Consider the following 23330-nt stretch of genomic DNA (forward strand, 5'->3'; position numbering starts at 1 on the left):
CCGGGCGGCCGAGCTACTCGTCGACTTCCTCGACGGTGTTGACGAGCGTGCCGACGCCCTCGACTTCGACCTCGACGGTTTCTCCGGGATGGAGCTGGATGTCTTGGAAGGTTCCGACGCCTTCGGGCGTCCCCGTGGCGATCACGTCGCCCGGTTCGAGGCGAACCCGCGAGGAGACGAAGGCAACGAGGTCGGCGACCGTCCGGATCATCATGCCGGTGTTGTCGTCCTGCATCGTCTCGCCGTCGACGCGGGAGGCGATGTCTAGGTCCTGCGGGTCGTCGATCTCGTCGACGGCGACGTAGGGGCCGACTGGCGTCGTCCGCTCCATCGCCTTGCCCGAGAACCAGTCGAGTAAGTCATCGTCGCCGACCTGCAGACCGAGCTGGAGGTCCCGCGCGGACGTGTCGTTGAGGATCGTGTACCCGGCGACGTGATCGAGCGCGTCCTCGGCGTCGACGTGGCGTGCCGGCTCGCCGATCACCGCCGCCAGTTCGGCTTCGTAGTCGATCTCCTCGGTCACGCGGGTGTGATACGAGATCGGCTCGCCGTGGCCGACGAGCGTGCGTGGGAGCTTCATGAACACCAGCGGCCACTCGGGCACCTCGATGTCGGACTCCTCGGCGTGGGCCTCGTAGTTCAGTGCCGCACAGAACACCGTGTTCTCCCGGGTCGTCGGCGGTAGGTGCGTGATCGAATCGCGGTCGAACGTCTCGCCGTCGGCGTCGGCGGCGTCTTCGGGCCGCGAGAGGGCGTCCTGAAAGCCGTCGAACTCCTCGGTGACATCCCGGACCGTGCCGTCCTCGAACACTCCGATACGTGCCTCCCCATCCGCTTGGAATCGTCCAATACGCATGTTCGTCTACTCTCTGCCCCGTACCTTTAGATTTTCGCTCACCGGTTCGTCGGCGTCGTCTGGCCCTCTTGCGGGTGCCCGCCGCCGTCTCAGCCCCTGAGATAGCCGCCGTCGACGGCGATCGACTCGCCGGTGATCCACTCGCCCTCTTCGGAGAGCAACAACACCGCGGCGTGGCCGATCTCCTCGGGCGTGCCGATCCGGTCGAGCACGTGCTCGTCGATCGTCTCGGCCAGTAGCTCTTCTTCGGTGGCGTCTGACTGTGCGGCGCGCTCTTCGAGCCACTGCTGGACCATCGGCGTGTCGATCGTCCCCGGCTTGATCGAGTTGGCAGTGATGCCGTGCTCGGCCAACTCCTTTGCGAGGACGGTCGTGAACGTCACGACGGCAGCCTTGGAGGCGCCGTAGGCGCCCTGTCCTTTGAATGGCCGCTCGGCGCCGACCGAGGCGACGTTGACGATGCTCCCGGCCGTTTCGGTCTCGATCATCCGCTCTGCGACGTGCTTCGAGACGAGGAACGTCCCCTTGGCGTTGACGCCGAAGTGTCGATCCCAATCCTCCTCGGTCGTCTCCAGAATCGAGATTGCTTGTTGGACGCCGGCGTTGTTCACCAGTCCGTCGATCGGCCCCAGTTCGGATTCGGCCCCTTCGACGGCGTCGGCGACGGCGTCCGCGTCGGTGACATCCACCTTCCATACTGTCGCTGCGCCGCCGATATCGCGGACTTCGTCGGCCGTTTCCTCGGCAACGTCCGGCCGCAGGTCAAATATCGAGATGTCCGCACCGGAGCGGGCACACCGCCGCGCGATGCCGCGGCCGATGCCTCTTGCCCCGCCTGTCACGACGACGTGGCGTCCGGCCAGTCGGCTGTCCACTAACTCGCTCATTTGTCTCGGCCTCCCGTCGTTCCTCGAACCCCCGTCGGCCCAGTTGCTTCTGCGTCGGCGTCGCCAACGAATGATCCGACCGCTGCGCGGCTCTGGCCGTGCTGAACACGTTGCATCGGTGGATACTGACGGTCGCTGCAACCTAACTGTTTCCCCGTTCAGGCGTGCGAGAGATTCACCTCGATCACGTTTGCGCTCCGCAGGAGCAACTCCGGAATCTCCTCGCGGAACGTCTCGCCGCGCATGCGGCTCTTCGGCCCCGAAACGCTGATCGCGGCGATAGCCCGACCCTCCTCGTTCGTGATCGGGGCGGCGACACACCGCATCCCCTTGACGCGCTCCTCGTCGTCGTAGGCGAATCTTCGTTCCCGTATCTGATCGAGCTCGTCGAACAGTTCTCCCCTGTCGCTGATCGTCTTCTCGGTGACGGCCGGCAGGCCGTGGCGATCGATGATCGACTCGACTTCCTCTCGGGGACGGAACGCGAGGATCGACTTCCCCAGCGAGGTGGTCTGCAGGTGGACGCGCATGCCGGCGTGCGTGTCCAACTGGACCGCATCGGGCCCTCGGGCTTTGTAGAGGAAAATGCCTTTTCCGTGTTCCTCGATCATCAGGTTCGTGTGCTCGCCGGTCTGCTCGGCCAGTGTATCGAGTTCCTCGCTGGCGATGGGATACACTTTGTACCGCGAGCGCGCCTGCTCGCCGACGCCGAGAAATCGGGTGCCGACGTAGTATTCTCCGTCTTTCTTGACGAGATACTCCTCGTTTTCGAGCGTCCGGAGGTGATCGTGGATCGTACTCGTCGGTTTGTCGATCTTGTCGGCTAACTCGGAGACGCCGGCGCCCTGTAGCTCCCGGAGCGTGTTGATGATCTCGAAGGAGGTTTTCGCCGCCTTCACCGGGACTTCCTCTGTCATACTTCGTACCATGTCACATAAACCCAAAAATCTTCCGCCATCACCGGACGGCTGGACGGACGACGACCGCTCCACTCGAGGTGTGCTCCGCGACGGATCACCGCTGCGCTCTCGCTCTGGGGTCAGTTGTGGTAGGTTCTGACCGCTTTTGTCTCGCCTGTGCACCTCTCTGACTCGTTGTACCGCCTCGGAACGCCCGGCGAGTGTGCCAACTCGACTGCCAATTTTCCGGTATCACCGGACAGATATCCGCGCCGAACTCGCTCTTTTCGGCCATGGGGAATTACACCACTATGTCTGTAAAATCATCTGCGAGTACGCCGATGGCCGGCGTCGCGGAGTATTACAAAGATATGGGTGTAAAATACAGCCTGCGGTGGGTATTCCCTTCCAGTTTGCTCTCGTGGATCGTCCGATCAGCGCCGCCGCCGAACGGCGTTTCGACCGTTGAACCCCCTCCGAACTGGCCGTCCGGCATTGCCGGATACTGGCGACGATGTGCAGACTGTTGTACGCCGGCACGCTCTCAGTATGCTCGGCGCTCGCGCTGCCGGCTTCGACTCGATCTCAAGCAGAAAGCGGGTCGGTGCGGGGCTTACTCCGCTACCAGTTCGATCGGGTGCCGAGGCTGGCGCTCCAGCAGGGCGTCGATCTGTTCGAGACAGGAGGTGCCGCTGGCGACGACCGGACGCTCGCGGACGCCGTCGGCCTCCAGTTGGTCGCGCAGTCGGTCGCCGACATCCATGCTCAGCTCGTAGTACTCGGACTTGTAGCCGAAGCTCCCGGCCATCCCGCAGCACTCGACCTCCGAGGTCGTCACGTCGTAGCCACACTCCTCCAGCACCGCGACCGTGTGGGCCTCCAGTCCGAGGGTACGCTGCTGACAGTGACTGTGATACGCGATCGCCTCGTCGTCGACCGTCGACAGCGCCGCGGCGTCGGCGCCGTTGTCGAGGAGGCCGTAGACGTACTCCAACAGTTCGTAGCTCCCCTCGGCGAGATCGGTGAACCGCTCTTCGTCGAGTAACTTCTCGTACTCGCGCTGGAACATCGCGTAGTCGCTCGGCTCGATCACGACCACGTCGCGGCCGTCTGCGACGTGTGGCGCGAGCGTCTCGGCGACGCGTTCGGCGTGGTCCGTCGCGGTGGCGACCATCCCTTGTGAGAGTGGCGCGCGCCCGCTGGAAGCCGTCGGCGGAATCACCACGTCGACGCCGAGCGCTTCGAGCGCTTTGACGGCCGCTTTACCTCGATCGACTTGGACGTGGTTCGTGTAGAGATCGGGGTAGAGAACGGCTCGTCGCGTCGGATCGCTCACCGTCGAGTCGCGGTCGGCAAACCACTCGACGAGCGTCTCGCGCTCGAACGACGGCAGTTCGCGGCGCGGGTCGATATCGAGCACGCGACCCATGAGTCGACGGGAAACGCTCGTTTCGGCCAGCCAGTTCGACACTGGCGCCGTCGCGCTGGCAAGCTTGGCGACCGCCTCGAAGTTACCGAAAAAACGCTTCTGGAGTGGCGCGCCGTCGTCTTCGGCGTCCGGCGTCAGCCCGTCGACGAGCCACTCGGCGGGCTCGTCGTGCTCGCGGTTAACGCGATCTCGGACGACGGTGTTGATCCACGGAATGTCGATCCCGACCGGGCAGGCGTTTACGCACCGGCTACAGCCCGTACAGAGGTCGTTGAACTCCCCGGCGACATCCAGCCCTTCGATGCCGGCCTCCCAGCCGGTGGCGATGCCGCCCGAGTACGTCTCGCCGCCGAAGGCGTGGCCCCCGACCGACTGGAAGTTCGCACAGGAGTTCGAGCACGCCGAGCATCGGATACAGTACAGCGTCTCGCGCAGGTGTTCGTCCTCGCGCATCTCCAGTCGGCCGTTGTCGACGAGCACGAGGTGGAAGTCCCGATCGGCCTCGAACGCCGACAGCGGCGTCTCGTCGTCGTCGAAGTCGACGACCGGCGTGTCGACCGGCGGCGTCAGCAAGGAGACGTACGACGTGATGTCTTGGCCGGTCCCCGAACGGCCGATCAGCTCGATGAACGGATGGAGGTCCTCGACGGCGGGCACGATCTTCTCGACGCCGGCGACGGTGATCTGGGTGTCCGTCGCAGCGACGGTCTTGCGGGCGTTGCCCTCGCTGGTGACCAGCGCCATCGTACCCGTGTCGGCGGTGAGGAAGTTCGCGCCGGTCATCCCCACCTCGGCGTCGACGATCTGCTCGCCCAGCTTCTCGCGCGCGAAGTGGGTCAGCTCCTCGGCGGTCTCCAGCGGTACGTCTGGGTCGAACCGCTCGTTGAACAGCTCGGCGATGCCCTCGCGGGACTTGTGGATCGCCGGCGCGACGATGTGGGAGGGCGCCTCGTCGGCGACCTGCAGCACCCACTCGCCAAGGTCAGTCTCGACCACGTCGACCCCGTCGCCTTCGAGCGCGTCGTTGACTTCCAACTCCTCGCTAGTCATTGACTTGCTCTTGACGACGCGCTCGGCGTCCCGGTCGTCGACGATCGACCGGACGTACTCGTTCGCGTCGGCGGCGTCGTCGGCGACGTACACCGTGCCGCCGTTCGCTTCGACGGTCTCGGTCAACTGCTCGACGAGTTCTGGAAGCCGTTCGATGGCGTCTTCCTTGATTGCGCGGGCCTCGCGCTTGAGGTCTTCGTAGTCTTCGAGGTCGGCGACCGACTCGTACCGGCCGTCGTTGAACGCCTGCGTATTCTCCGCGACCGCCGCGCCCTCGGTTCGCATCAGTTCCCGGATTTCGTCTGCGGTGGCCATCGTCAGGGCCCCTCCTCGACGACGATAACGTGCACGTCTTTCGGTCCGTGCGCGCCCTTGACGAGCGCGCCCATGTCCGCGGTCGCGCTCGGCCCGGTCGCCAGAATCGCGCTCCCGCCCTCGTCGTTGAACGTCTCGTGGAGATCCTCGACTGCGGCGTCCATGTCCGCGACGATGTCGGCTGCCCGAACGACGGCGACGTGGCGCTCGACGAACAGGCTCACCAGTTCGCTCGCCCGGTCGGTCAGCGTCAGCGCGAGCGATCCGTAATCGGCGACGCCGAGGCTCGCCCCCGTCACGCCGGTCGTCGCCGCTCGAAGCGACGCCGGCGTCGGATCGACCTCGACTGCGGCGGCATCGAGCGACAGATCCGGCTCGTCGAACGCTCGATCCAGCGAGACGCCGACGGCGGCCTCGACGATCACGTCATCGAGCCGGTCGCCGAACGCCTCGGCAGTGGTGTTCGTTACCGATACTCCCAGTTCGTCGAGTGACGACTCGAACGTCGAGAGTGCGCTTGCCATCAGTACGCACAGACTGGTGCTACACCATCATTTAGCTTTGGTTGGGCTGTCTCTGTGCGCACCTCCTCGATAGCCTTGCTGTGCCTGTTTACCGGTGCGAGCGTCTTCGTCGCGCCCATACACGACCCCACGACGATCACGCTCCGGCCGCCAAAGTTATTGAATGGCTGTTATTTACGGCCGCTTGCGCTCCCCATGTAGCCGGTACATTTATGCTACCTCACTCTCCACATCTCTCATAGAGTACCATGACAGATAACGGCACGTCGATTGGACTCAATAGGCGACAGTACCTAACTGGTCTCGGGTCGGCAGCGGCCGCCGGCCTCGCCGGCTGTACTGGTGGCAATGGTTCAAGCGGACTCGACTTCTGGCTGTTCGGTGGCATCCCCGCCGAGCGCGAGTACATCAGCAGCCACTACCAGGAGTACGACGGTGATGTCAGCTACCAGCACCAAGAGTGGGGGCAGAAGTACCAGATCATCGCCTCTGCGGCGGCCAACCAGAACCTTCCGGACGTGATGGCCGGCCAGTGTCAGCAGATCCCCGACTACGTGGGCGCTCAGGCGATCCAACCGCTCGACCAAGACGACTACCAAGATCAGCTCGACGAGCTCAACAGCAACTTCATTCAGGCCAATATTGACACGCTGATGTACGAGGGCCTAGGCGACACCAGCGGTGAACGCCAGTGGGCTCTGCCGGGCGGCTACGCCGACCTCGGCCCCTTCGTCGACATCCGAACCGACTACCTCGAACAGACGAGCTTCGACGAACCGCCGCGCACGTGGCCCGAACTCATCCAACTCGGCCAAGAGATGCAAGAGATCGACGGTGTATCGGCGGCCATCACGGCTCCCGGCACCGACTTCGGGCTGACGACGGGCTATTTCATCGGCTTCGTCTACGCGAACGGCGGCCGGTACTTCGATCCCGAAACGATGGAGGCGACGGTCGACCAGCCCGGTTTCGTCGACGCCGTCAGGCTCTATCAGGACATTGCGGAGGCGGGACTGTTCCCCGATTCGATGGCCGAGAACAACCACATCGCGGCGGGTCGGCTCCTCCGTGAGGGCGAGTCCGGAATCCTCATCACGTACTCCCACGCCAACGCGATCTACCAGACGACCGGCGCACCCCAGCCGTGGCTCGACGGCGAAGGCCACACGGTGACCCGCGCGCCGCTCCCGCAAAACCCGTCCGGCAACTTCGAGCCCCAGGACCTGCTGATGCAGAACGCCCAAGGGTTCATGATGGGCAACGACACGCAGGACGCGTTCGACTTCGCCAGTTGGTGGAACGAGCCCGAACAGCTCGCGCCGTGGACGTACTCTGCGGACGCCGATGTCGGCATCCGCGGGCGCGTTCCCACGCTCCAAAGCGCCTTCGAGGAACCGTCGGACCTGTTCCGGAGTCAGTTCGGCGACCTCATCACGCTGTACGAGAACGACGACCTGTTCAACAGAACGTCCCGATTCCCGTCGTTCTCGGGGCTCGCCTCGATCCAGAGCATCATCAACACGCAGGTCATCCAGCCAGTCGTGCTCGGTGAGGCGACAGCGGAGGAGGCCTGCGCCAACGCGAACTCGGAGGTCCAGTCCGTCGTCGACGAGGAAATTGCCTGATCGCGCGTAGAAATACTTTTGTCGGCAGGTCATGAAGCGTTTGCCATACGATCATAAACAATGAGTTACGTAGACCAAGCACAGTCGTCGTACGAGAGTGCGACCAGTAGAATTCCGGAGAGCCTCCGGGTGTACCTACCGATCCTCCCGGTGATGGCTCTCGTAGGGGTGTTCATCCTCTACCCAATCGCACAGGCGATCTACTCCAGTTTCTTCCGCAAGAGCCTCCTCTCTCCCGGAGAAGCGGAGTTCGTCGGCGCGGCGAACTACGCCGAGATCTGGAGCAACCCCGACATCCATCAGGTGCTCTGGAACACGGCAATCTGGGTGACGGTCGGCAGCGTCGCCGCGATCATCCTTGGATTCCTGATGGGTTGGCTGCTCCACGAGAAGCTACCGTACACGAGCGTTGCGAGCGCGATCGTCCTGATTCCGTGGGTTCTCCCGCGCGTCGTGGGCGCGTCGATCTGGCGATTCATGTTTAACGGCTCGCAGGGAGTCGTCAACGAGCTGTTGGTATCAGCGGGGTTGATCGACGACTACATCGTCATGCTCGGATCGACCGAACTGTCGCTGTGGCCGCCGATCGTCGGGATGATCTGGCGGTTGGCGCCACTGTTCGCGCTCCTGACGTTGACATCCCTGCAGGGCATCGACGAACACCTCTTCGAGGCCGCCCGGATGGACGGCGCGACGCCGTGGGAGCGGTTCCGGTACATCACCATCCCGATGATGCGGTACAACCTAGCGATCGGGTTCCTCTTGATGCTCATCTACAACATCAGGAACTTCTCGATGGTCTGGGTGATGACCAAGGGCGGCCCCGGCGTCTCCAGTAGCACGCTTCCGGTGATGATCTACCGGTCGGCGTTCATCGACTTCGAGGTCGGCTTCGCCTCGGCTCTGTCGGTGTTGCTGTTCGTCGTGCTGCTGGTGTTCTCGTACTACTACATCAAGTTCTACGACAAGATGCGAGGTGGACTCTAATGGCGACAGACAACACAGATCCGACGGCGGAGTTCCGCAGGAATCAATCGTGGTTGTACGACTCGAAGGCGGGCGGGTACGTCAGGAAGACCGCCGTCGGTCTGTTGATCCTGATAATTGCTGCATTCGTCCTGTTCCCGCTGTACTGGATGATCGTGACCGCGCTAAAATCGACCGCGGAGATCCAGCAGATCCCGCCGACGCTGTTCCCCGAGCAGTTCTCGCTCGAAGGGTTCCGGCTCGTCGTCGAATCGTCGCTCGAATCCAGCGGCTACGACGGGTTCGTCGAGAGCACCTTCGGTGTCGAGATCTCCTCGGCGATCAACATCGATATCCTCGGGATGATCGTCAACAGCCTGAAGGTCGCCATCGGCGCCGGCGTGCTCGCGGTCGTCCTCGGCACCGGCGCCTCCTACGTCCTCTCGCGACGGGAGTTCCGCGGAAAGACCGTGCTGATGAGCCTGCTGCTGGCGTCGCTGATGTTCCCCGGCACCGCGATTATGGTGCCCGAGTGGGAGCTGATCTCGACGCTCGGTCTGTTCAACACGCATCTGGCGCTGATCCTCATCTACGGCGCGATGACGGCGCCCTTCGTCGTCTGGCTGATGAAGGGCTTCTTCGACGACTTCCCGGATTCGATCGTCGAGGCGTCGCGGATCGACCAGTGTACGTCCTTCGAGACGTTCTGGTACGTCATCGTCCCGATGGCGCGCAACTCGCTGATCGCGTCGTTCATCTTCGCGTTCCTGCTGGCGTGGAACGAGCTGGTGTTCGCACTGACGCTGCTCGACAACCAGAACAGCACGGTTCCTCCGGGCCTGCTGACCTTCGTGCAGGGCTTTAACACGCAGTGGAACGTCGTCGCGGCGGCGTCGATCATCGTCTCGGTCCCGGTGCTGATCGGTCTGGCCTACATCCAGCGCTACTTCGTGCAGGGGCTGACCGGCGGCGCCATCAAGGGCTAACTGCCCTCCGGGTCAGTAGCTTTAATATCCGTTAGACGGTACCGATTTACAATGACACACTTGGAGTTAGACGGTGTCACGAAGATATTCGGTGATCCGAACAAAGACGGCGTCGTCGCGGTAAACGACCTCGATATAGACGTTCCCGACGGGGACTTTCTCGTCCTGCTCGGCCCCAGTGGCTGTGGCAAGACGACGACGCTTCGCATGATCGGCGGCCTCGAAGAGCCCAGCGAGGGCGAGGTCAGGTTCGACGACACCGTCGTCAACGACGTCAAGGCGCGCAACCGCGACATCGCCATGGTGTTCCAAGACTTCGCGCTGTATCCCCACATGACGGTCAGCGAGAACCTCGGCTTCGGACTCCGGCGCGAGGACAACGGCATGGACGACGACGACATCGAGGCTCGCGTCACCGAGACCGCCGAGATGCTCGAAATCGAGAGCCTCCTCAACAACAAGCCCGCACAGCTCTCGGGCGGGCAGAAACAGCGCGTCGCGCTCGGCCGGGCGATCATCCGCGAACCGCGGCTGTTCCTGTTCGACGAGCCGCTGGCCAACCTCGACGCCCAACTGCGCAAGACGATGCGGACCGAGATCGACGAACTCCAGTCCGAAGTCGGCATCACGTCGGCCTACGTCACGCACAATCAGGAGGAGGCGATGACGATCGCCGACAAGATCGCCGTCCTCGACGCTGGCGAACTCCAGCAGCTCGGGACGCCAGATCAGGTGTTCAACGAACCGGCGAACCTCTTCGTCGCGCAGTTCGTCGGCAGCCCCGACATGAACCTCTTCGACGCGACGTTGACCGAGACCGCAGACGCCTACGGCATCGAGATGGACGGCGCGTCGTTCGACCTCCCGAAACGACTCGTCGACGCCGAAATCACGACCGACGAGGTGCTCGTCGGCTTCCGGCCGCAGGACTTCTATCAGACCCGCCGCCGCGCGCTCGACGGGCCCGAGTTCGACGCTGACGTTCGTGTCGTCGAACCGGTCGGCACCGAAGCCGTCGTCCACGGCGACTCGGCGCCCGGGGATGTCACTGCGAAAGTCGGCGGCTTTCACGATATCTCGTCGGGTGAACGGCTGTCGCTCACGATCGCGCCCGAACACGTCTACCTGTTCGACGCCGAAACGGAGGAACTGCTCAAAGGTCGTCTCGTCGCCGAGCACGCCGACGGACAGGCATCCCCGGACGAGGTGGAAGCCTGACACCTGTCGTTCGGCTCCGGCGACGCCGTCGCCGCGGGGCCTCGCTTTGGAGCACCCAAAGCTATTAGCCGACGTACCGACACTAGCACAGTGACTCAGGTAGACAGACAACCACTAGCAAACTATGAAAGCGATTGTCCAGACGGGCCCTCGTTCCATCGAGACACAGGAGCGAGAGCGGCCCGAGCCAGACGACGACGAGGTCTTAGTACAGGTCCACACGGCGGGATTGTGTGGAAGCGACGCCCACGCGTACAAGTACGACGGCGGGTACGAGTGGATTCCGATCCCCCGGGTTATGGGCCACGAGTACTCCGGCGAGGTCGCCGCGGTCGGCGACGCCGTCGAGGACTTTGCGGTCGGTGACAAGGTCATCGAGGAGCCGATCCACGACTGCGGGCACTGTTTCCAGTGCAAGAACGGCCAACCCAACGTCTGCCAGAACTTCTCGATCACCGGGATGCACCGCGACGGCGCGTACGCCGAGTACGTCACGGTCGAGCCACAACACCTGCACGCCGTCCCCGAGAGCGTCCCGCTGCGCCACGCGGCGATCACCGAGCCGACGAGCATCGCCACGCGCGCCGTCCTCGAACAGTCCGAGACGACGCCCGGCGACAACGTCCTCGTCGAAGGTCCGGGCCCCATCGGCGTGCTCGTCGCCGCCGTCGCCGACTCGCTGGGTGCGAACGTCGTCGTCTCCGGGTTGGAGCAGGACGCCGCGTATCGGCTGCCGCTGGTCGACGACCTCGGGATCGACACGATCAACGTCCAATCCGAGGATCTGGAGACTCGCAGCGAGGACCTTACCGACGGCATCGGATTCGATGTCGTCTTCGATACGACGGGCCATCACACTGGAATCGGCACGGCCGCCGATCTCGTCCGCAAGGGCGGACAGGTCGTCGTCGTCGGCATCCCCAACGACGCCAGCGAGGTGACGCTCACGCCGGTCGTCCGCGGCGAGGTCGAGGTCAACACCTCCTACGGGTCGACGTGGACGAACTTCGAGCAGGCGCTTCGACTGATGGAACGCGGCGAGATCGCCGTCGACAAGATCCTCGACACCTCCTACAGCGCCGACGATCCGACCGGAGCGTTCGAGGCGTTCCTCGACTCCGAGACCTGCAAACCCGTCTTCCAGTTCACCGAGTGACGCCGATCCACGACCGATCGCGGCCGGCATAGAGACATCGCCGTCGCGCGGTCTCGGACGGATGCGACGGAAAGATTTTAACCGCATACGCGGAATGATACACACACTGTACCATGGAAATCACTGACGTTTCAGCAACGAAAATCAGCAACGAGTCGTGGGGCGAGTTCATCGAGTTCCCCCTCGTCACGATCATGTCGAAGTACGACGAGTACCGCAACGTCGACGGCGAGAATCCCCAAGCCCGCCGGAAGTGGATGGGTCCGGTTGGCGACGTCGTCGTCGAAATCGAAACGGACGCCGGCATCACCGGCGTCGGCGTCGGCAACTGGGGTTCCGGGGCCATCGCCACTGTCGTCGAGGAGACGCTCTCGAAGCTCGTGATCGGCGAGAACCCGATGCGCCGCGAGCACCTCTGGGAGCAGATGTACCGCGCGACGCTACCCTTCGGCCGCAAAGGTGTCGCCATCATGGCGATCAGTGCCGTCGATCAAGCGCTGTGGGACATCGCGGGCAAGGACGCTGGCAAGCCGGTGTACGAACTGCTCGGCGGCCCAACGAAAGACGAAATTCCCGCGTACGCGTCGAACCTCCATCCCGTCGACATGGAGAAATTAGAGCGTGAGGCCATCCAGTACGCCGAGGCGGGCTTCGACGCGGTGAAGCTCCGCTTCCTCCACGGCCCCGGCGACGGCCGCGCTGGCATGAAGAAAAACGAGGAGATCGTCAAGACGGTCCGCGACGCGGTCGGCGATGAACTCGAAATCGCGGGCGACGCCTACATGGGCTGGTCCGTCAAGTATGCGAAAAAGATGGTCGATCGCCTCGAACCGTACGACATGGCGTGGGTCGAGGAGCCGGTCATCGCCGACGACATCGACGGCTACGCCGAGGTCCGTGAGGCCGCGCCGATGCCGATCTCCGGCGGCGAGCACGAGTTCACCCGCTGGGGCCACGAGGATCTCCTCGAAGCGGGCGCTGTCGATATCCTCCAGCCCGACGTGGGCCGCGTCGGCGGCATCACGGAGATGAAGAAGGTCGCCGACATGGCCGAAGTCCACGACGTGCCCGTGATTCCCCACGCCGGCACGAACCCGACGCTGCACGCCATCGCCGCCCACACCAACATGCCGATGGCGGAGTACTTCCCCACGCCCGAGTGGTTCGAGGAGCGTCAAGACGAGCAGGAGTCGACCTACGCCGACGCCATCTTCGAGAACCCGCCCTCGCCCGAGGACGGCTCGATCCCGCTGCCCGACGAGCCCGGCGTCAGCACCCAACTCAATCGCGAGGCGCTCGAACATTTCGCCGTGGAGTAACCCATGTCCGAGAACATCTCGTTCGAGTACAACGTTCCCGTGTTCGCCGGTGCGCCCGATCAGGGCGGCGACGAGCCCGTCCACCGGGACACACCCACCTACGACGCGCTGGACTGGGAGACGACCAAGAACGGCATCCTCAAGGCTGAGGAACTCGGCTTCGACGCCGCGTGGGCGCCCGACCACTTGATGCTCGGTCGCGACCGAGCCGAGTACGAGTGCTGGACGCTCCTCTCGGCGATGGCCGGCTTCACCGACGATATCAACATCGGGTCACTGGTGCTGTGCAACGACTACCGGAACCCCGCGCTCGTCGCGAAGATGGCGGCGACGCTGGACGTGATCTCGGAGGGCCGCCTCGAACTCGGGCTGGGCGCGGGCTGGCACGAACCGGAGTACGACGCCTACGACTGGGAGTACCGCGACGGGTTCGACCGGCTGATGCGCCTCGACGAGTCGATCCGCCTGATGAAGCGGATGTGGGATGCTGGCGGCGACGGCGCCAGCTTCGACGGCGACCACTACCAGATCGAGGACGCCCCTTGCGCCCCGGCGCCCGTACAGGACCCCCATCCCGACATCCTCGTCGGCGGGCAGGGCGAAAACGTGACGCTCAAGCTCGTCGCCAAGCACGCCGACGTCTGGAACACCGACGTGTTCAACGGCGACGTGGAAACCTTAGAGCACAAGATCGGCGTCATCGAGGACCACTGCGAGACCGTCGGGCGCGACCCCGACGAGATCGAGTACTCGTGGGACGGCCACATCGTCTGCACGCGCGACGAGGAGAAGCTCGACCGGATGCTCGACCTGATGACGCCGATCCAGTTCGAAGACGAGTACACCGACCAGCCCGACATCACCCGGGAGAACGCCGACGACTACTTCATCGTCGGAACGCCCGAGGAGTGCGCCGCGGCGATCGAACGCCGGATCGACGCCGGCGTGACGAAGTTCATGGGCTGGTTCGTCGACTTCCCCGACCACGGCGGGATGGAACTGTTCGCCGACGAGGTGATGCCGGAGTTCCAGTAGCGCAAGCAGCAACCGCACTACTGTTTCTTTGACTTGTTTTGGAAGTATGACAAAGTAACATAATATATTTTATTTCCATGTATATCTCCTATTTGTGGTCGCAACTTGCTATAGGATTTATTGCCAGCGCTCGACTTCCCGACGAGATACAGGCCAGATACGGCGATTACCGGCACGTATCCTCGATATTGGCTGCCGGTGCTGTTAGTGTTTTTCACCGCCTCATATCGGCCGTCTGGTGAGGTTTCAGCACGGTTCCGTGCTATTACACCTCCAAAATCGTCGATCTCGAGACGTATCGCTATTACAAGATAGAGGTGAAGATCCAACGACGCCGGTCAACAGCAAAATATCAAAAATTTTTCTTTATGGGTTTCCTCTCGGTATTATTATTGTTGTGCCCTACCGAGGAAACAATGCACTTTACATTTATTTGCTATTCGTCGAGGCTCAGCTGATGCGATCAGCCTCCGCTAAAACTTTCGCCCCGGCTTCAAGGGGAACCCTTACAAGCAAATAAATGAACGTTCGTTCATGGCCGACGAATCACCGAACAGAGCGATGACGACGCCGGACGACGACCGGCACGACGTCGTCATCGCCGGGGCGGGTCCTGCCGGTGGGCAGTGCGCCCGCGACATCGCCGCACGAGGCTACGACGTCGTCGTTCTCGAAGCGGAGCAAGAAGACGGGTTCCCCGGCCCGAGTAACAAATCGACGGCCGGGACGTTCCACTCGATGATGTCGGCGTTTCAGGTCCCCGACACGGTCGTTCAGAACTACACCGACAACGTCGTTCTCGAATCTCCGAACTCCTTTTACAACCGCGATCACGCCGGTGCGGTGCTCGATTTCGCGGCGTTCAAGCGCTGGCTCGTCGACGCCGCACGCGAGGAAGGCGCCGAAGTTCGCTTCGGCGCGCGCGTCTCGAAGCCGATCCTCGAAAACGGCGAGATCGTCGGCGTTCGGTACAACGGTGACGAGGAGATCTACGGCGACATCGTCGTCGACGCGACCGGCCCGAGCGCACCGCTGGCCAAGGAACTCGACGTCAGCAACCTTCACCGGGAGACCCAAGCGATCGGCATCGACTACGAGGTCGAAGGCATCGACCTCGACCATCGCGGGTACGCCGATCTGACGGACTCGATGATGCTCCGACTGGATCACGACATCGCTCCCGGCGGCTACTCGTGGATCTTCCACACGGGCGGCGACACCGCGAAGGTCGGAGTCTGTTACATCCAGAACGACCGGCACCGCGAGCAGGCCGTCGACGGCATGCGCATCGACGACTACATGGATCGGTGGCTCGACGACGATCCGCGCTTCGAGGACGCCTATCGCCCCGATGACGGGAACGTCCTCCGTGGCTCCGCCCACATCCAGATGCCCGGCGAACTGCACACTGACAACTTCATGGCGATCGGCGACACCGTCCCGTCGATCGACCCGCTGTGGGGCGAAGGCATCCACAAGGGCATGAAGTCCGGTCGGGTCGCAGCGGTCGCCGCGGACTACTGTCTCGCTGGGTCGACGCCCGACACCTCTGCCGAAAACATCGGCGTCTACGATCAGCTCTGGCACAACGAGGTCGCGCCGAACATGCACTCGCGGCTCATGCTGACCGAGCTCCTCTATCTCGCCCGGAACGAGCGCTACGACACGCTGATGAATGATCTGCGACGGGCAGACGGCGACGTGCTGGCGGGCGCGAACAAGGGCGGAAAACTGGACATGGCGAAACTGCTCCATCTCAGCGACGTGCCGCTCGTCGCCAAGTGGCTCAAGGGCCGACTCAAGGATCCGTCGGGTCGGTGGAACCCGATGGCAGGACTCCGGTAAGTCGCTTCTATCCTCTCGGGCGCGCTATTCGACGGTGACGCTCTTTGCGAGATGCCGCGGTTTGTCGATCGGCCGGCCGAGTCTCGCGGCGATCCAGTAGGCCAGCAGCTGCAACTGGACGTTTGCGAGCAGCGGCGCGAGCGTCGGGTCGGTCTCGGGCACCGTCAGGACGTGGTTCGCGTACTGCTCGACGTCGAGTCGCCCGTCCGTGACCGCGATCACCGGCGCCCCGCGCGATTGGACCTCCTTGACGTTGTTGAGCGTCTTCCGGGCGCGCTCGCCGTCGCCGGTCACCAGCGCGATCACGGGCGCGTCGTCTTCCATCAGCGCCAGCGGGCCGTGCTTTAGCTCGCCCGCCGGGAAGCCCTCGGCGTGCTCGTAGGTGATCTCCTTGAGCTTCAGCGCGCCTTCGAGCGCGACGGGGTGGTTGTGGCCGCGGCCGATGAAGAAAAACGCCGAGGAATCGGCGTACTCCGCGGCGATCGACTCCACGTCGGCGTCGTCCAGCACCGACTGGACCTGATCGGGCAAGGACCGTAACGCGTCGATTCGTTCGGGATCGATCGAGTCGGCCGAGTGCCACAGCGCGAAGGCGTGCAGTGCGAGCTGTTGGCTGGCGAACGTCTTGGTCGCGGCGACGCCGATCTCCGGCCCTGCCCGGACGTACAGCGCCTGATCGCACTCGCGGGCCGCCGTCGAACCGACGGTGTTTGTCACCGCGAGCGTCTCGGCGCCAGCCGCGCGGGCCGTCCGGAGCGCCCCCAGCGTGTCGGCGGTCTCGCCGCTCTGGGTCACGCCGATCACCAGCGGCGTCTCGCCCGCGAGGGTCGTCCGGTCGTACTCGCTTGCGACGAACGCTTGGGCCGGGACGCCGCGCTCTCTGAGCACCTGCGCGCCGTACAGCGCGGCGTGATAGCTCGTTCCGCAGGCCACGAGGTGGATCCGGTCGGCGTCGTCGAGCCGGTCGAGATCGAGGTCGACACTCCCGTCGATCCCGTCGACGCGCTCGCGGAGGCACTTCCGCAACGCCCGCGGTTGCTCGTGGATCTCCTTGAGCATGTAGTGGTCGTAGCCGCTCTTGCCGGCGTCTTCGGCGTCCCACTCGACAGTTGAAAGGGATGTCTCGACCGGCTTGCCGTCGGCGTCGGTGACCGACATCGTCTCGGCGTCGATCCGGGCGAACTGACCGTCCTCCAGATAGCAGACGCGGTCAGTGTAGTCGATGAACGCGGGCACGTCGCTGGCGAGATAGTAGCCGTCGTCGCCGACGCCGATCACGAGCGGGGAGTCCTGTCTGGCGGCGAACACCGTCTCGTCGTCCTCGAACACGGCGGCGATCGCGTAGCTTCCCTCCAGACGGTCGATCGCATCTCGAAACGCGGCGTCGCGGTCGGCGCCCGCTTCGAGCGCTTCCTCGATCAGGTGGGGAACGACCTCAGTGTCGGTCCCGCTCTCGAACTCGTGGCCGCCTTCGCGGAGCTCGGCGCGCAACTGATCGTAGTTCTCGATGATGCCGTTGTGAACGACCGCGACCTCGCCCGTGCAGTCGGTGTGGGGGTGTGCGTTCTCGTCCGACGGCTCGCCGTGGGTCGACCAGCGCGTGTGGCCGATCCCGACCGGCGCCGAACTCGGCGCGCGCTCGTCGAGTGCGCCGACGAGTTCGTCGACCTCGCCTTCGCGTTTGACGACGGTGACATCGCCGTTTGCGAGGGCGACGCCGGCCGAGTCGTACCCCCGGTATTCGAGATTCGAGAGCCCGCCGACCAGCACGTCGCGGGCGTCCTGCTGGCGTTCGCGGCCGACGTAGCCGACGATGCCACACATCAGCGGCGCACCTCCGCGTCGGCTGGCACGTTCGCGTCGAGCGTCACGCCGGCCCCGACTTGTGCTTCGGGGCCGATCAGCGTCCCCGGTGCGATCGTGACGCCGCCGCCGAGTTCGGCTCGATCGGCGACGACGGCGCCGAGCCGCTGGTCGGTGAGCACACGCTCGTCGATCCGAACGTCGGCCGGTCCGCCCGCGGCGATCGTTCCCGGACCGAGGCGGGCGCCCTGCCCGAGCATACAGTCCGCAAGCGTTGCGTTCGCGCCGACCCGAGCGTCGGCGTCCAGCACCGTGTTTTCGAGCACCGTGTTCGCCCCAACCGTTGCGTTCTGCCCGACGCAGACGTGTGGCCCGAGCACCGCGCCAGCCTCGACGACGGCGTCCTCGGCGACGACGACCGGGGATTTGAGAACGGCGTCGTCGTGGACGCGCGCGGACGGTGCGATCCCCATCGCGGGGTCGTCGGCGCCCGGCAGGACGCCGTGGTCGAACAGCTCGCGGGCGAGTCCAAGCACGTCCCACGGGTAGTTGGCGTCCGCCCAGAGTCCTTCCGTCCGGACCGCAGCGACGTTTTCGTCCCGGTCGACGAGCGTCTGCAGGCCGCTGGTCAGCGGCAAGTCGCCGTTCTCGGGACCGGTCGAACGCAGGGCGTCAAAGATCGATTGCTCCAGCCCGTAGACGCCGGCGTTGAGCCGGTACTTGGCTTCGTCGTCCGGGTTCTCTGCGAACTCGGTCGCGCGGCCGTCGTCCACGACGACGCCGCCGTACCGCGAGAGTCCGCCCCGATCGAGCGCGCCGACCGTCGCCGCGGCGTCGCCGGCGTCCCGATGGGCGTCGAGCACGTCCCGGACGATGGCCGAGTCGATGACTTGATCGCCGTTCAACACGAGCAGCGGGCCGTCGACCGCCGACTCGGCCTGCAAGAGCGCGTGACCGCTCCCTAACTGCGAGTCCTGTGTGACATAGCGGACCGTGGCGCCGTCGTGCGTCGACCCGACGTAGTCCTGCACGCGCGAGCGCTTGTGACCGACCACGAGAACGATGTCGTCGACGCCGACGCTCGTGAGCGTGTCCAGCGCGTGTTCGAGAATCGGCGACGAGCCTGCCGGGAGCAGCGGCTTTGGCCGATTGCGGGTGAGCGGCCGAAGACGGACGCCCTCCCCCGCGGCTAAAACGACCGCCGTCGGTGCTGTCATGATGCTCAGTTATTCCCAGTAAGCCTCCGTTAACCTTTTCGTTTCCCAACTTTTTGCTGCGCTTCGGATCGCACCTGTTTTGGGGTGGCTTTGCAAACAGCCGGGCATGGATCTCCCCGAGCTTCTCGTTGCCTTCCTCGCCGGCGTCCTGCAGGGAATCTTGGAGTGGTTGCCCGTTTCCAGCCAAGGCAACCTGTCGCTGTTTCTGACCGCTGTCGGCACTGCACCCGAGATCGCCGTCCAGCTTTCACTCTTTTTGCAGGTCGGGACCACAGTCTCGGCCGCACTCTACTATCGATCGGACATCGCGGCGGCGCTGGCCGACGCACCGAAGTGGCGTCCCCGATCGGCGTTCGAGCGCCCGACCGCCGAGCTCTCGTTCGTCGTGCTGGCGACGGCTATGACGGGGCTCGTCGGCGTCCCGCTGTACGCCACCGTACTTGACGCCGCGAGTGAACTCGCCGGCGGCGCCTTCGTCGCGCTGATCGGCGCGCTGCTCGTACTCACCGGGCTGTTCCAGCAGACCAGCGAGTCCGTCGGCCTCGGCGAGCGCGACCTGCCGAACTGGCTCGACGCCGTGATCGTCGGGGCGCTGCAGGGGCTCGCGGTGCTTCCCGGCGTCTCCCGGTCGGGGACGACCGCCAGCGGCCTGCTCGTCCGCGGCCACGACGGCGCTTCGGCATTTCGGCTCTCCTTTCTCATGTCGATCCCGGCCGGGCTCGGCGCCGCCGCGCTGACGATGGCCGACGCCGGCGGGCTGCCCGGCGTCTCGCCCGACTCCGCCGTGGTAGCGCTGCTGGCGAGCGTCGTCGTCGGCTACGCCGCGATCGACGCCTTGCTCCGGATCGTCGAACGCGTGCCCTTCTGGGCGGTCTGTTACGGCCTCGGCGGGCTGGCGATCCTCGGCGGCGCGCTGGCGACGGTCGTGTGAGTGTCGGCTCGGAAACACCAATAGCCGGTAACCGTGTCGCTGATTGCCGTCGGTCTCCCACCACGGATATGACCGCACCCCCGTACGGCGTCGCAATGACTGACGAGGAAATCGCTGCGTTCCTCGAACGACAGGGCCACGGCGTCCTCTCGTTCGGCGGCGAGACGCCGTACGGACTCCCGATCTCGTTCGGGTACGACGTCATCGACAACCGGTGTATCTTCCAGCTCGTCTCCGGCGACACCAGCAAGAAACAGGACTACATCGACGCGTCCCCGGCGGTGACGCTCGTGAGCTACGACTGGGGCAGCATCGATAACTGGCACAGTGTCATAATTGACGGAGAAATGGTAGAAATCCCGGACGATTCGCCCGAAGCGGTCGACGCCGCAGACATCTTCGCGGAGTCGGCGACGGCCGTCGGCCTCTCGGTTTTCGAGGGATCGTTCGACGATCTCGAGCCGAGCTGGTACACACTCCAGATCGAGGAGATGTCGGGCCGTCGAGCCCCCGACCTCGAGTGAGAGTTCGTCCACTCGGTCAGCCCGCCAGCGGCAACTCGACGCCGAACACCGCTCCCTCGGGATCGTTGTCCTCGACCCATACCTCGCCGCCGTAGTGTTCGACGAGCGTCTGGACGAGATACAGCCCAATCCCCGTTCCTTCGCTTTCGAGTCCCTTCTCACCTTTGCCGAAGATTTCGTCTTTTTGTGCGTCCGGGATTCCCGGTCCGTTGTCCGCGACTCGAACCGTCGCCGTCTCCTCGTCAGTGGTCGCTGTCACGGTGACTTCCGGTTGGTCAGAATTGTTGTGCTTGATCGCGTTCGTCAGGAGATTCCGGAACACCGACCCGAGCATATCGTTTGCCAGCACCGTCGCCGACGGGAGCGACTCCCGGCGTTCGATCTCGGCCTCCGGGTGCTCGTCGCGCGTCTCCTCGAGCTTGGTGACAAGTGCCCTCCGGAGGTCGACTTCGCGTCGGGTGTCCTCCGCCGAGAGCATCACGTCGGCCATGTCTCGTGCCGTTCGAGTGAGTTCGATGGCGTTTGCCGCGCTCGTCCGAATCGTCGCCAACTGCTCCTCGCCAGCCTCGTCGACGTGCTCGTCGAGCATTTCGGCGTAGGCGCTCACCAACTGGAGATCGTTGCGGATGTCGTGCCGGAGAATCTGATTGAGGATGTCGAGGTTGTCGCGCTGCTCTTTGATGCGGCGCTCGTACTCCTTCCGGGTCGTGATGTCCTGGACGACTTTGTGGATGTGTTCGTTCCCGCCGTCGTCTTCGGTGAGCAGTGCGGTGATCAGCACCTCCTTGGTGTCGCCGGTCATCGTCTCCACGGTCGTTTCGTGTTGCACCGGCGTGTCGGTCTCGGCGAGGTCATCGATGAGGTCGGCGCGCTCGGACGGCGTCTCGTAGAACTCGGCGACGCGGTGCTCTCGGAGCTGGTCGCTGGACTCCGCATCCAGCAGCGAGACGAGTGCGGGATTCGCGTACTCGAAGGTTCCGTCGGCCGACGGTGTCGTCCGCAAGACGCCGCTGGGAACCGTTTCGAGGAGATTGTACGCGAGCTCCAGTTCCTGTTCGTACTCCTTTCGTTCGGTGATGTCCTCCTGAAAGCCGACGTAGTTGCTAATCTCGCCGTCGGCGTCTTCGACGGGGGCGATCGTCACGCGATTCCAGAACATCGCCCCGTCTTTCCGGTAGTTTCTGAGTTCGACCGACGTGGCCTCGTTCGCCTCGACCGCATCACGCATCGTCGCCACCGGCTCTCCGCTCGTTTCGTCGCCCTGCAAGAATCGACAGTTCTGTCCGACGACGCTGCTTTTCGAGTAGCCGGTCAGCCGCTGGAACCCCTCGTTGGCGTAGATCAGGGCGTTGTCTTCGTCATCGAGGTCGCTGATCGTGATGCCGATCGGCGCCTCGTCCATCGCCCGCGTCTTCCGCTCTAGCTCCTGTAGCTGGGCTTGCTCCGGCGCCGCGACGGCTCGCATCACCACTCTCTCGTTCCCACCGCCATCGAGTGTCGATGTTCGTACTGCGACTGACCGATCCGTTTCCTCGTCAGTCCGTATTCTATAGGCCGTTTCTCCCTCTGTCTCTTGGAGTTCACCGACGAGGTCGCCGTCCGCGGCTGTCGGTGACGCCAGCACCGTCGAGATCGCTCGCCCCTCCAGTTGCTCGCTGGTCGTATCAACGAGCTCGGCAAACCGCGCGTTGCACTCGTGGATGCGGCCGGTCTCCGGACCGAGAACCGCCATCCCGTCCGGATGCTCTTCGAAGATGTCCCGATACGCGGCCGCCGACAGTGTCATGACGAGTCCTATACACGCATTCGATTAGTCACTTTGGGCGCTCTGTCCAGCGTTCGATGGCGTCGTCGAGCTCCGTTCAAAACACGAACGGGCCTTGGTGCTGGATCGGCTCGTCGTGCGGTCGGCCCGCGACGGCGACAACGCGAAGCGATCCTTCGGCGTCGAGTTCGACTTCACGGGCCTCGGTCAGATGGAGCACGTCACCCTGTTCGAACGCCTCGCCGTCGACCGTTCCCTCGCCGCCGACGCCGTAGAGAAAGCCCGCCCAGCCTTCTGGGGGCGACCACGTCCACGCGTCGGTCACGTCGATATCGTGGTACTCCATCGGCGTGTGAAGCTCGATCGGCGAGCCCTCTCCGACGACGGTCGTGACGGTCGCGCCGTCACGGTCTTCGGTCGGCAACTCGTCGGGCGACGCGTCGGCGTAGGACGGCTCGGCGTCTTTGTCTTCTCGGGGGAGGTTGATCCATAGCTGGAGGCCGGTACACGCCGCGCCATCGGCGGCGAGTTCGGCGTGCTCGATCCCGCTTCCCGTCGTGATCTGCATCGCGTCGCCGCCGTAGGCGGTGTGCTCGACGCCCAGCGAGTCCTCGTGGTCCATCCCGCCATCGAGCATGTAGGTCACGATCTCGAACCCCTTGTGGGGGTGCATCGGGAAGCCTTTCTCGGGGTCGATGTAGAAGCGCTCGAACAGCACGAACGGGTCGAGATGCGACGGGTAGCTGTTGGTCGGAAACGCCCGATTCGCCGTCACGCCGGGGCCGTGTCTCACCGTCCCGCCGGGAACCGGCTCGTTGCCGTTTCGATCGGCGTCGTCAGCTGTCATGTGCGAGCCGAAGCGATTGGGATTGATAAGCTTCGTGCCCCCGGAAGCAAATAGCTGTCGTAGATGTTACTCTTATTCAGAATTCTGGAGTATGATCTGGCTTTGCTGCCTCTCTATAGGGAATCTGTTCTTA

19 protein-coding genes are annotated in these 23330 nt (G+C 64.2%); 10 read left to right on the forward strand and 9 right to left on the reverse strand.

What is annotated here, in order from left to right; genetic code table 11:
* Positions 1 to 13: 13 nt before the first annotated feature.
* The 5 genes from CRO01_RS11620 to CRO01_RS11640 form a co-directional block, all read right to left on the reverse strand.
* Positions 14 to 856, reverse strand: a complete 843-nt coding sequence (locus CRO01_RS11620) for a fumarylacetoacetate hydrolase family protein (protein WP_097009325.1) — start codon at positions 854 to 856, stop codon at positions 14 to 16.
* Between the two features lie 89 nt (positions 857 to 945).
* A complete protein-coding gene (locus CRO01_RS11625) occupies positions 946 to 1743 on the reverse strand; it encodes an SDR family NAD(P)-dependent oxidoreductase (protein WP_097009326.1) in 798 nt (265 codons plus the stop codon).
* A gap of 158 nt (positions 1744 to 1901) precedes the next feature.
* The gene (locus tag CRO01_RS11630; protein ID WP_097009327.1) at positions 1902 to 2660 is read right to left on the reverse strand and encodes an IclR family transcriptional regulator; all 759 of its coding nucleotides are present in this window, start codon (positions 2658 to 2660) and stop codon (positions 1902 to 1904) included.
* A gap of 595 nt (positions 2661 to 3255) precedes the next feature.
* On the reverse strand, positions 3256 to 5436 hold the full coding sequence (locus CRO01_RS11635; protein ID WP_097009328.1) for an LUD domain-containing protein: 2181 nt from the start codon (positions 5434 to 5436) through the stop codon (positions 3256 to 3258).
* Positions 5437 to 5438: 2 nt separating this feature from the next.
* Complete coding sequence (locus tag CRO01_RS11640; RefSeq protein ID WP_097009329.1) at positions 5439 to 5960, reverse strand: LUD domain-containing protein; 522 nt, start codon at positions 5958 to 5960, stop codon at positions 5439 to 5441.
* A gap of 248 nt (positions 5961 to 6208) precedes the next feature.
* Between CRO01_RS11640 and CRO01_RS11645 the strand changes: the two genes are divergently transcribed.
* The 8 genes from CRO01_RS11645 to CRO01_RS11680 all read left to right on the forward strand — a co-directional run bounded on the left by CRO01_RS11645 (position 6209) and on the right by CRO01_RS11680 (position 16110).
* Positions 6209 to 7585 (forward strand): ABC transporter substrate-binding protein, encoded by a 1377-nt coding sequence (locus CRO01_RS11645; protein WP_097009330.1) that lies wholly within the window; start codon positions 6209 to 6211, stop codon positions 7583 to 7585.
* Positions 7586 to 7645: 60 nt separating this feature from the next.
* Positions 7646 to 8572 (forward strand): carbohydrate ABC transporter permease, encoded by a 927-nt coding sequence (locus CRO01_RS11650; protein ID WP_097009331.1) that lies wholly within the window; start codon positions 7646 to 7648, stop codon positions 8570 to 8572.
* A complete protein-coding gene (locus tag CRO01_RS11655; RefSeq protein WP_097009332.1) occupies positions 8572 to 9537 on the forward strand; it encodes a carbohydrate ABC transporter permease in 966 nt (321 codons plus the stop codon). The genes CRO01_RS11650 and CRO01_RS11655 overlap by 1 nt, the downstream gene beginning before the upstream one ends.
* A 51-nt stretch (positions 9538 to 9588) precedes the next feature.
* Positions 9589 to 10755 carry an ABC transporter ATP-binding protein gene (locus tag CRO01_RS11660; RefSeq protein ID WP_097009333.1) on the forward strand — a complete coding sequence of 389 codons (1167 nt, stop codon included), beginning with the start codon at positions 9589 to 9591 and terminating at the stop codon, positions 10753 to 10755.
* A gap of 124 nt (positions 10756 to 10879) precedes the next feature.
* Positions 10880 to 11911 (forward strand): 2-keto-3-deoxy-L-rhamnonate dehydrogenase, encoded by a 1032-nt coding sequence (gene rhcE, locus CRO01_RS11665; RefSeq protein WP_097009334.1) that lies wholly within the window; start codon positions 10880 to 10882, stop codon positions 11909 to 11911.
* A 113-nt stretch (positions 11912 to 12024) separates the two neighbouring features.
* Entirely contained in the window at positions 12025 to 13230 is a 1206-nt protein-coding gene (gene rhcD / locus CRO01_RS11670; RefSeq protein WP_097009335.1) for an L-rhamnonate dehydratase, read from the forward strand.
* Positions 13231 to 13233: 3 nt separating this feature from the next.
* Positions 13234 to 14265 carry an LLM class flavin-dependent oxidoreductase gene (locus tag CRO01_RS11675; protein WP_097009336.1) on the forward strand — a complete coding sequence of 344 codons (1032 nt, stop codon included), beginning with the start codon at positions 13234 to 13236 and terminating at the stop codon, positions 14263 to 14265.
* A gap of 534 nt (positions 14266 to 14799) precedes the next feature.
* Positions 14800 to 16110, forward strand: a complete 1311-nt coding sequence (locus CRO01_RS11680; RefSeq protein ID WP_310731936.1) for a digeranylgeranylglycerophospholipid reductase — start codon at positions 14800 to 14802, stop codon at positions 16108 to 16110.
* Between the two features lie 24 nt (positions 16111 to 16134).
* Here the strand turns inward: CRO01_RS11680 and glmS are convergent, their stop codons facing one another.
* Positions 16135 to 17934 carry a glutamine--fructose-6-phosphate transaminase (isomerizing) gene (gene glmS / locus CRO01_RS11685; protein WP_097009337.1) on the reverse strand — a complete coding sequence of 600 codons (1800 nt, stop codon included), beginning with the start codon at positions 17932 to 17934 and terminating at the stop codon, positions 16135 to 16137.
* Positions 17934 to 19130 carry a sugar phosphate nucleotidyltransferase gene (locus CRO01_RS11690; RefSeq protein ID WP_097009338.1) on the reverse strand — a complete coding sequence of 399 codons (1197 nt, stop codon included), beginning with the start codon at positions 19128 to 19130 and terminating at the stop codon, positions 17934 to 17936. The genes glmS and CRO01_RS11690 overlap by 1 nt, the downstream gene beginning before the upstream one ends.
* A 106-nt stretch (positions 19131 to 19236) precedes the next feature.
* On the opposite strand from CRO01_RS11690, the gene CRO01_RS11695 reads away from it, so the two are divergent.
* Both CRO01_RS11695 and CRO01_RS11700 read left to right on the forward strand, forming a co-directional pair.
* Positions 19237 to 20061 carry an undecaprenyl-diphosphate phosphatase gene (locus CRO01_RS11695; RefSeq protein ID WP_097009339.1) on the forward strand — a complete coding sequence of 275 codons (825 nt, stop codon included), beginning with the start codon at positions 19237 to 19239 and terminating at the stop codon, positions 20059 to 20061.
* 95 nt (positions 20062 to 20156) lie between these two features.
* Positions 20157 to 20585 carry a pyridoxamine 5'-phosphate oxidase family protein gene (locus CRO01_RS11700; protein ID WP_179747470.1) on the forward strand — a complete coding sequence of 143 codons (429 nt, stop codon included), beginning with the start codon at positions 20157 to 20159 and terminating at the stop codon, positions 20583 to 20585.
* 16 nt (positions 20586 to 20601) lie between these two features.
* On the opposite strand, the gene CRO01_RS16365 is transcribed toward CRO01_RS11700, so the two are convergent.
* Both CRO01_RS16365 and CRO01_RS11710 read right to left on the reverse strand, forming a co-directional pair.
* The gene (locus CRO01_RS16365) at positions 20602 to 22371 is read right to left on the reverse strand and encodes a PAS domain-containing protein (protein ID WP_143824951.1); all 1770 of its coding nucleotides are present in this window, start codon (positions 22369 to 22371) and stop codon (positions 20602 to 20604) included.
* A gap of 76 nt (positions 22372 to 22447) precedes the next feature.
* Entirely contained in the window at positions 22448 to 23197 is a 750-nt protein-coding gene (locus CRO01_RS11710; protein WP_097009341.1) for a pirin family protein, read from the reverse strand.
* Positions 23198 to 23330: the final 133 nt, after the last annotated feature.

Origin of the sequence: Natronoarchaeum philippinense (genome assembly GCF_900215575.1) — an archaeon.
GTDB classification, from domain to species: Archaea; Halobacteriota; Halobacteria; order Halobacteriales; family Natronoarchaeaceae; genus Natronoarchaeum; species Natronoarchaeum philippinense.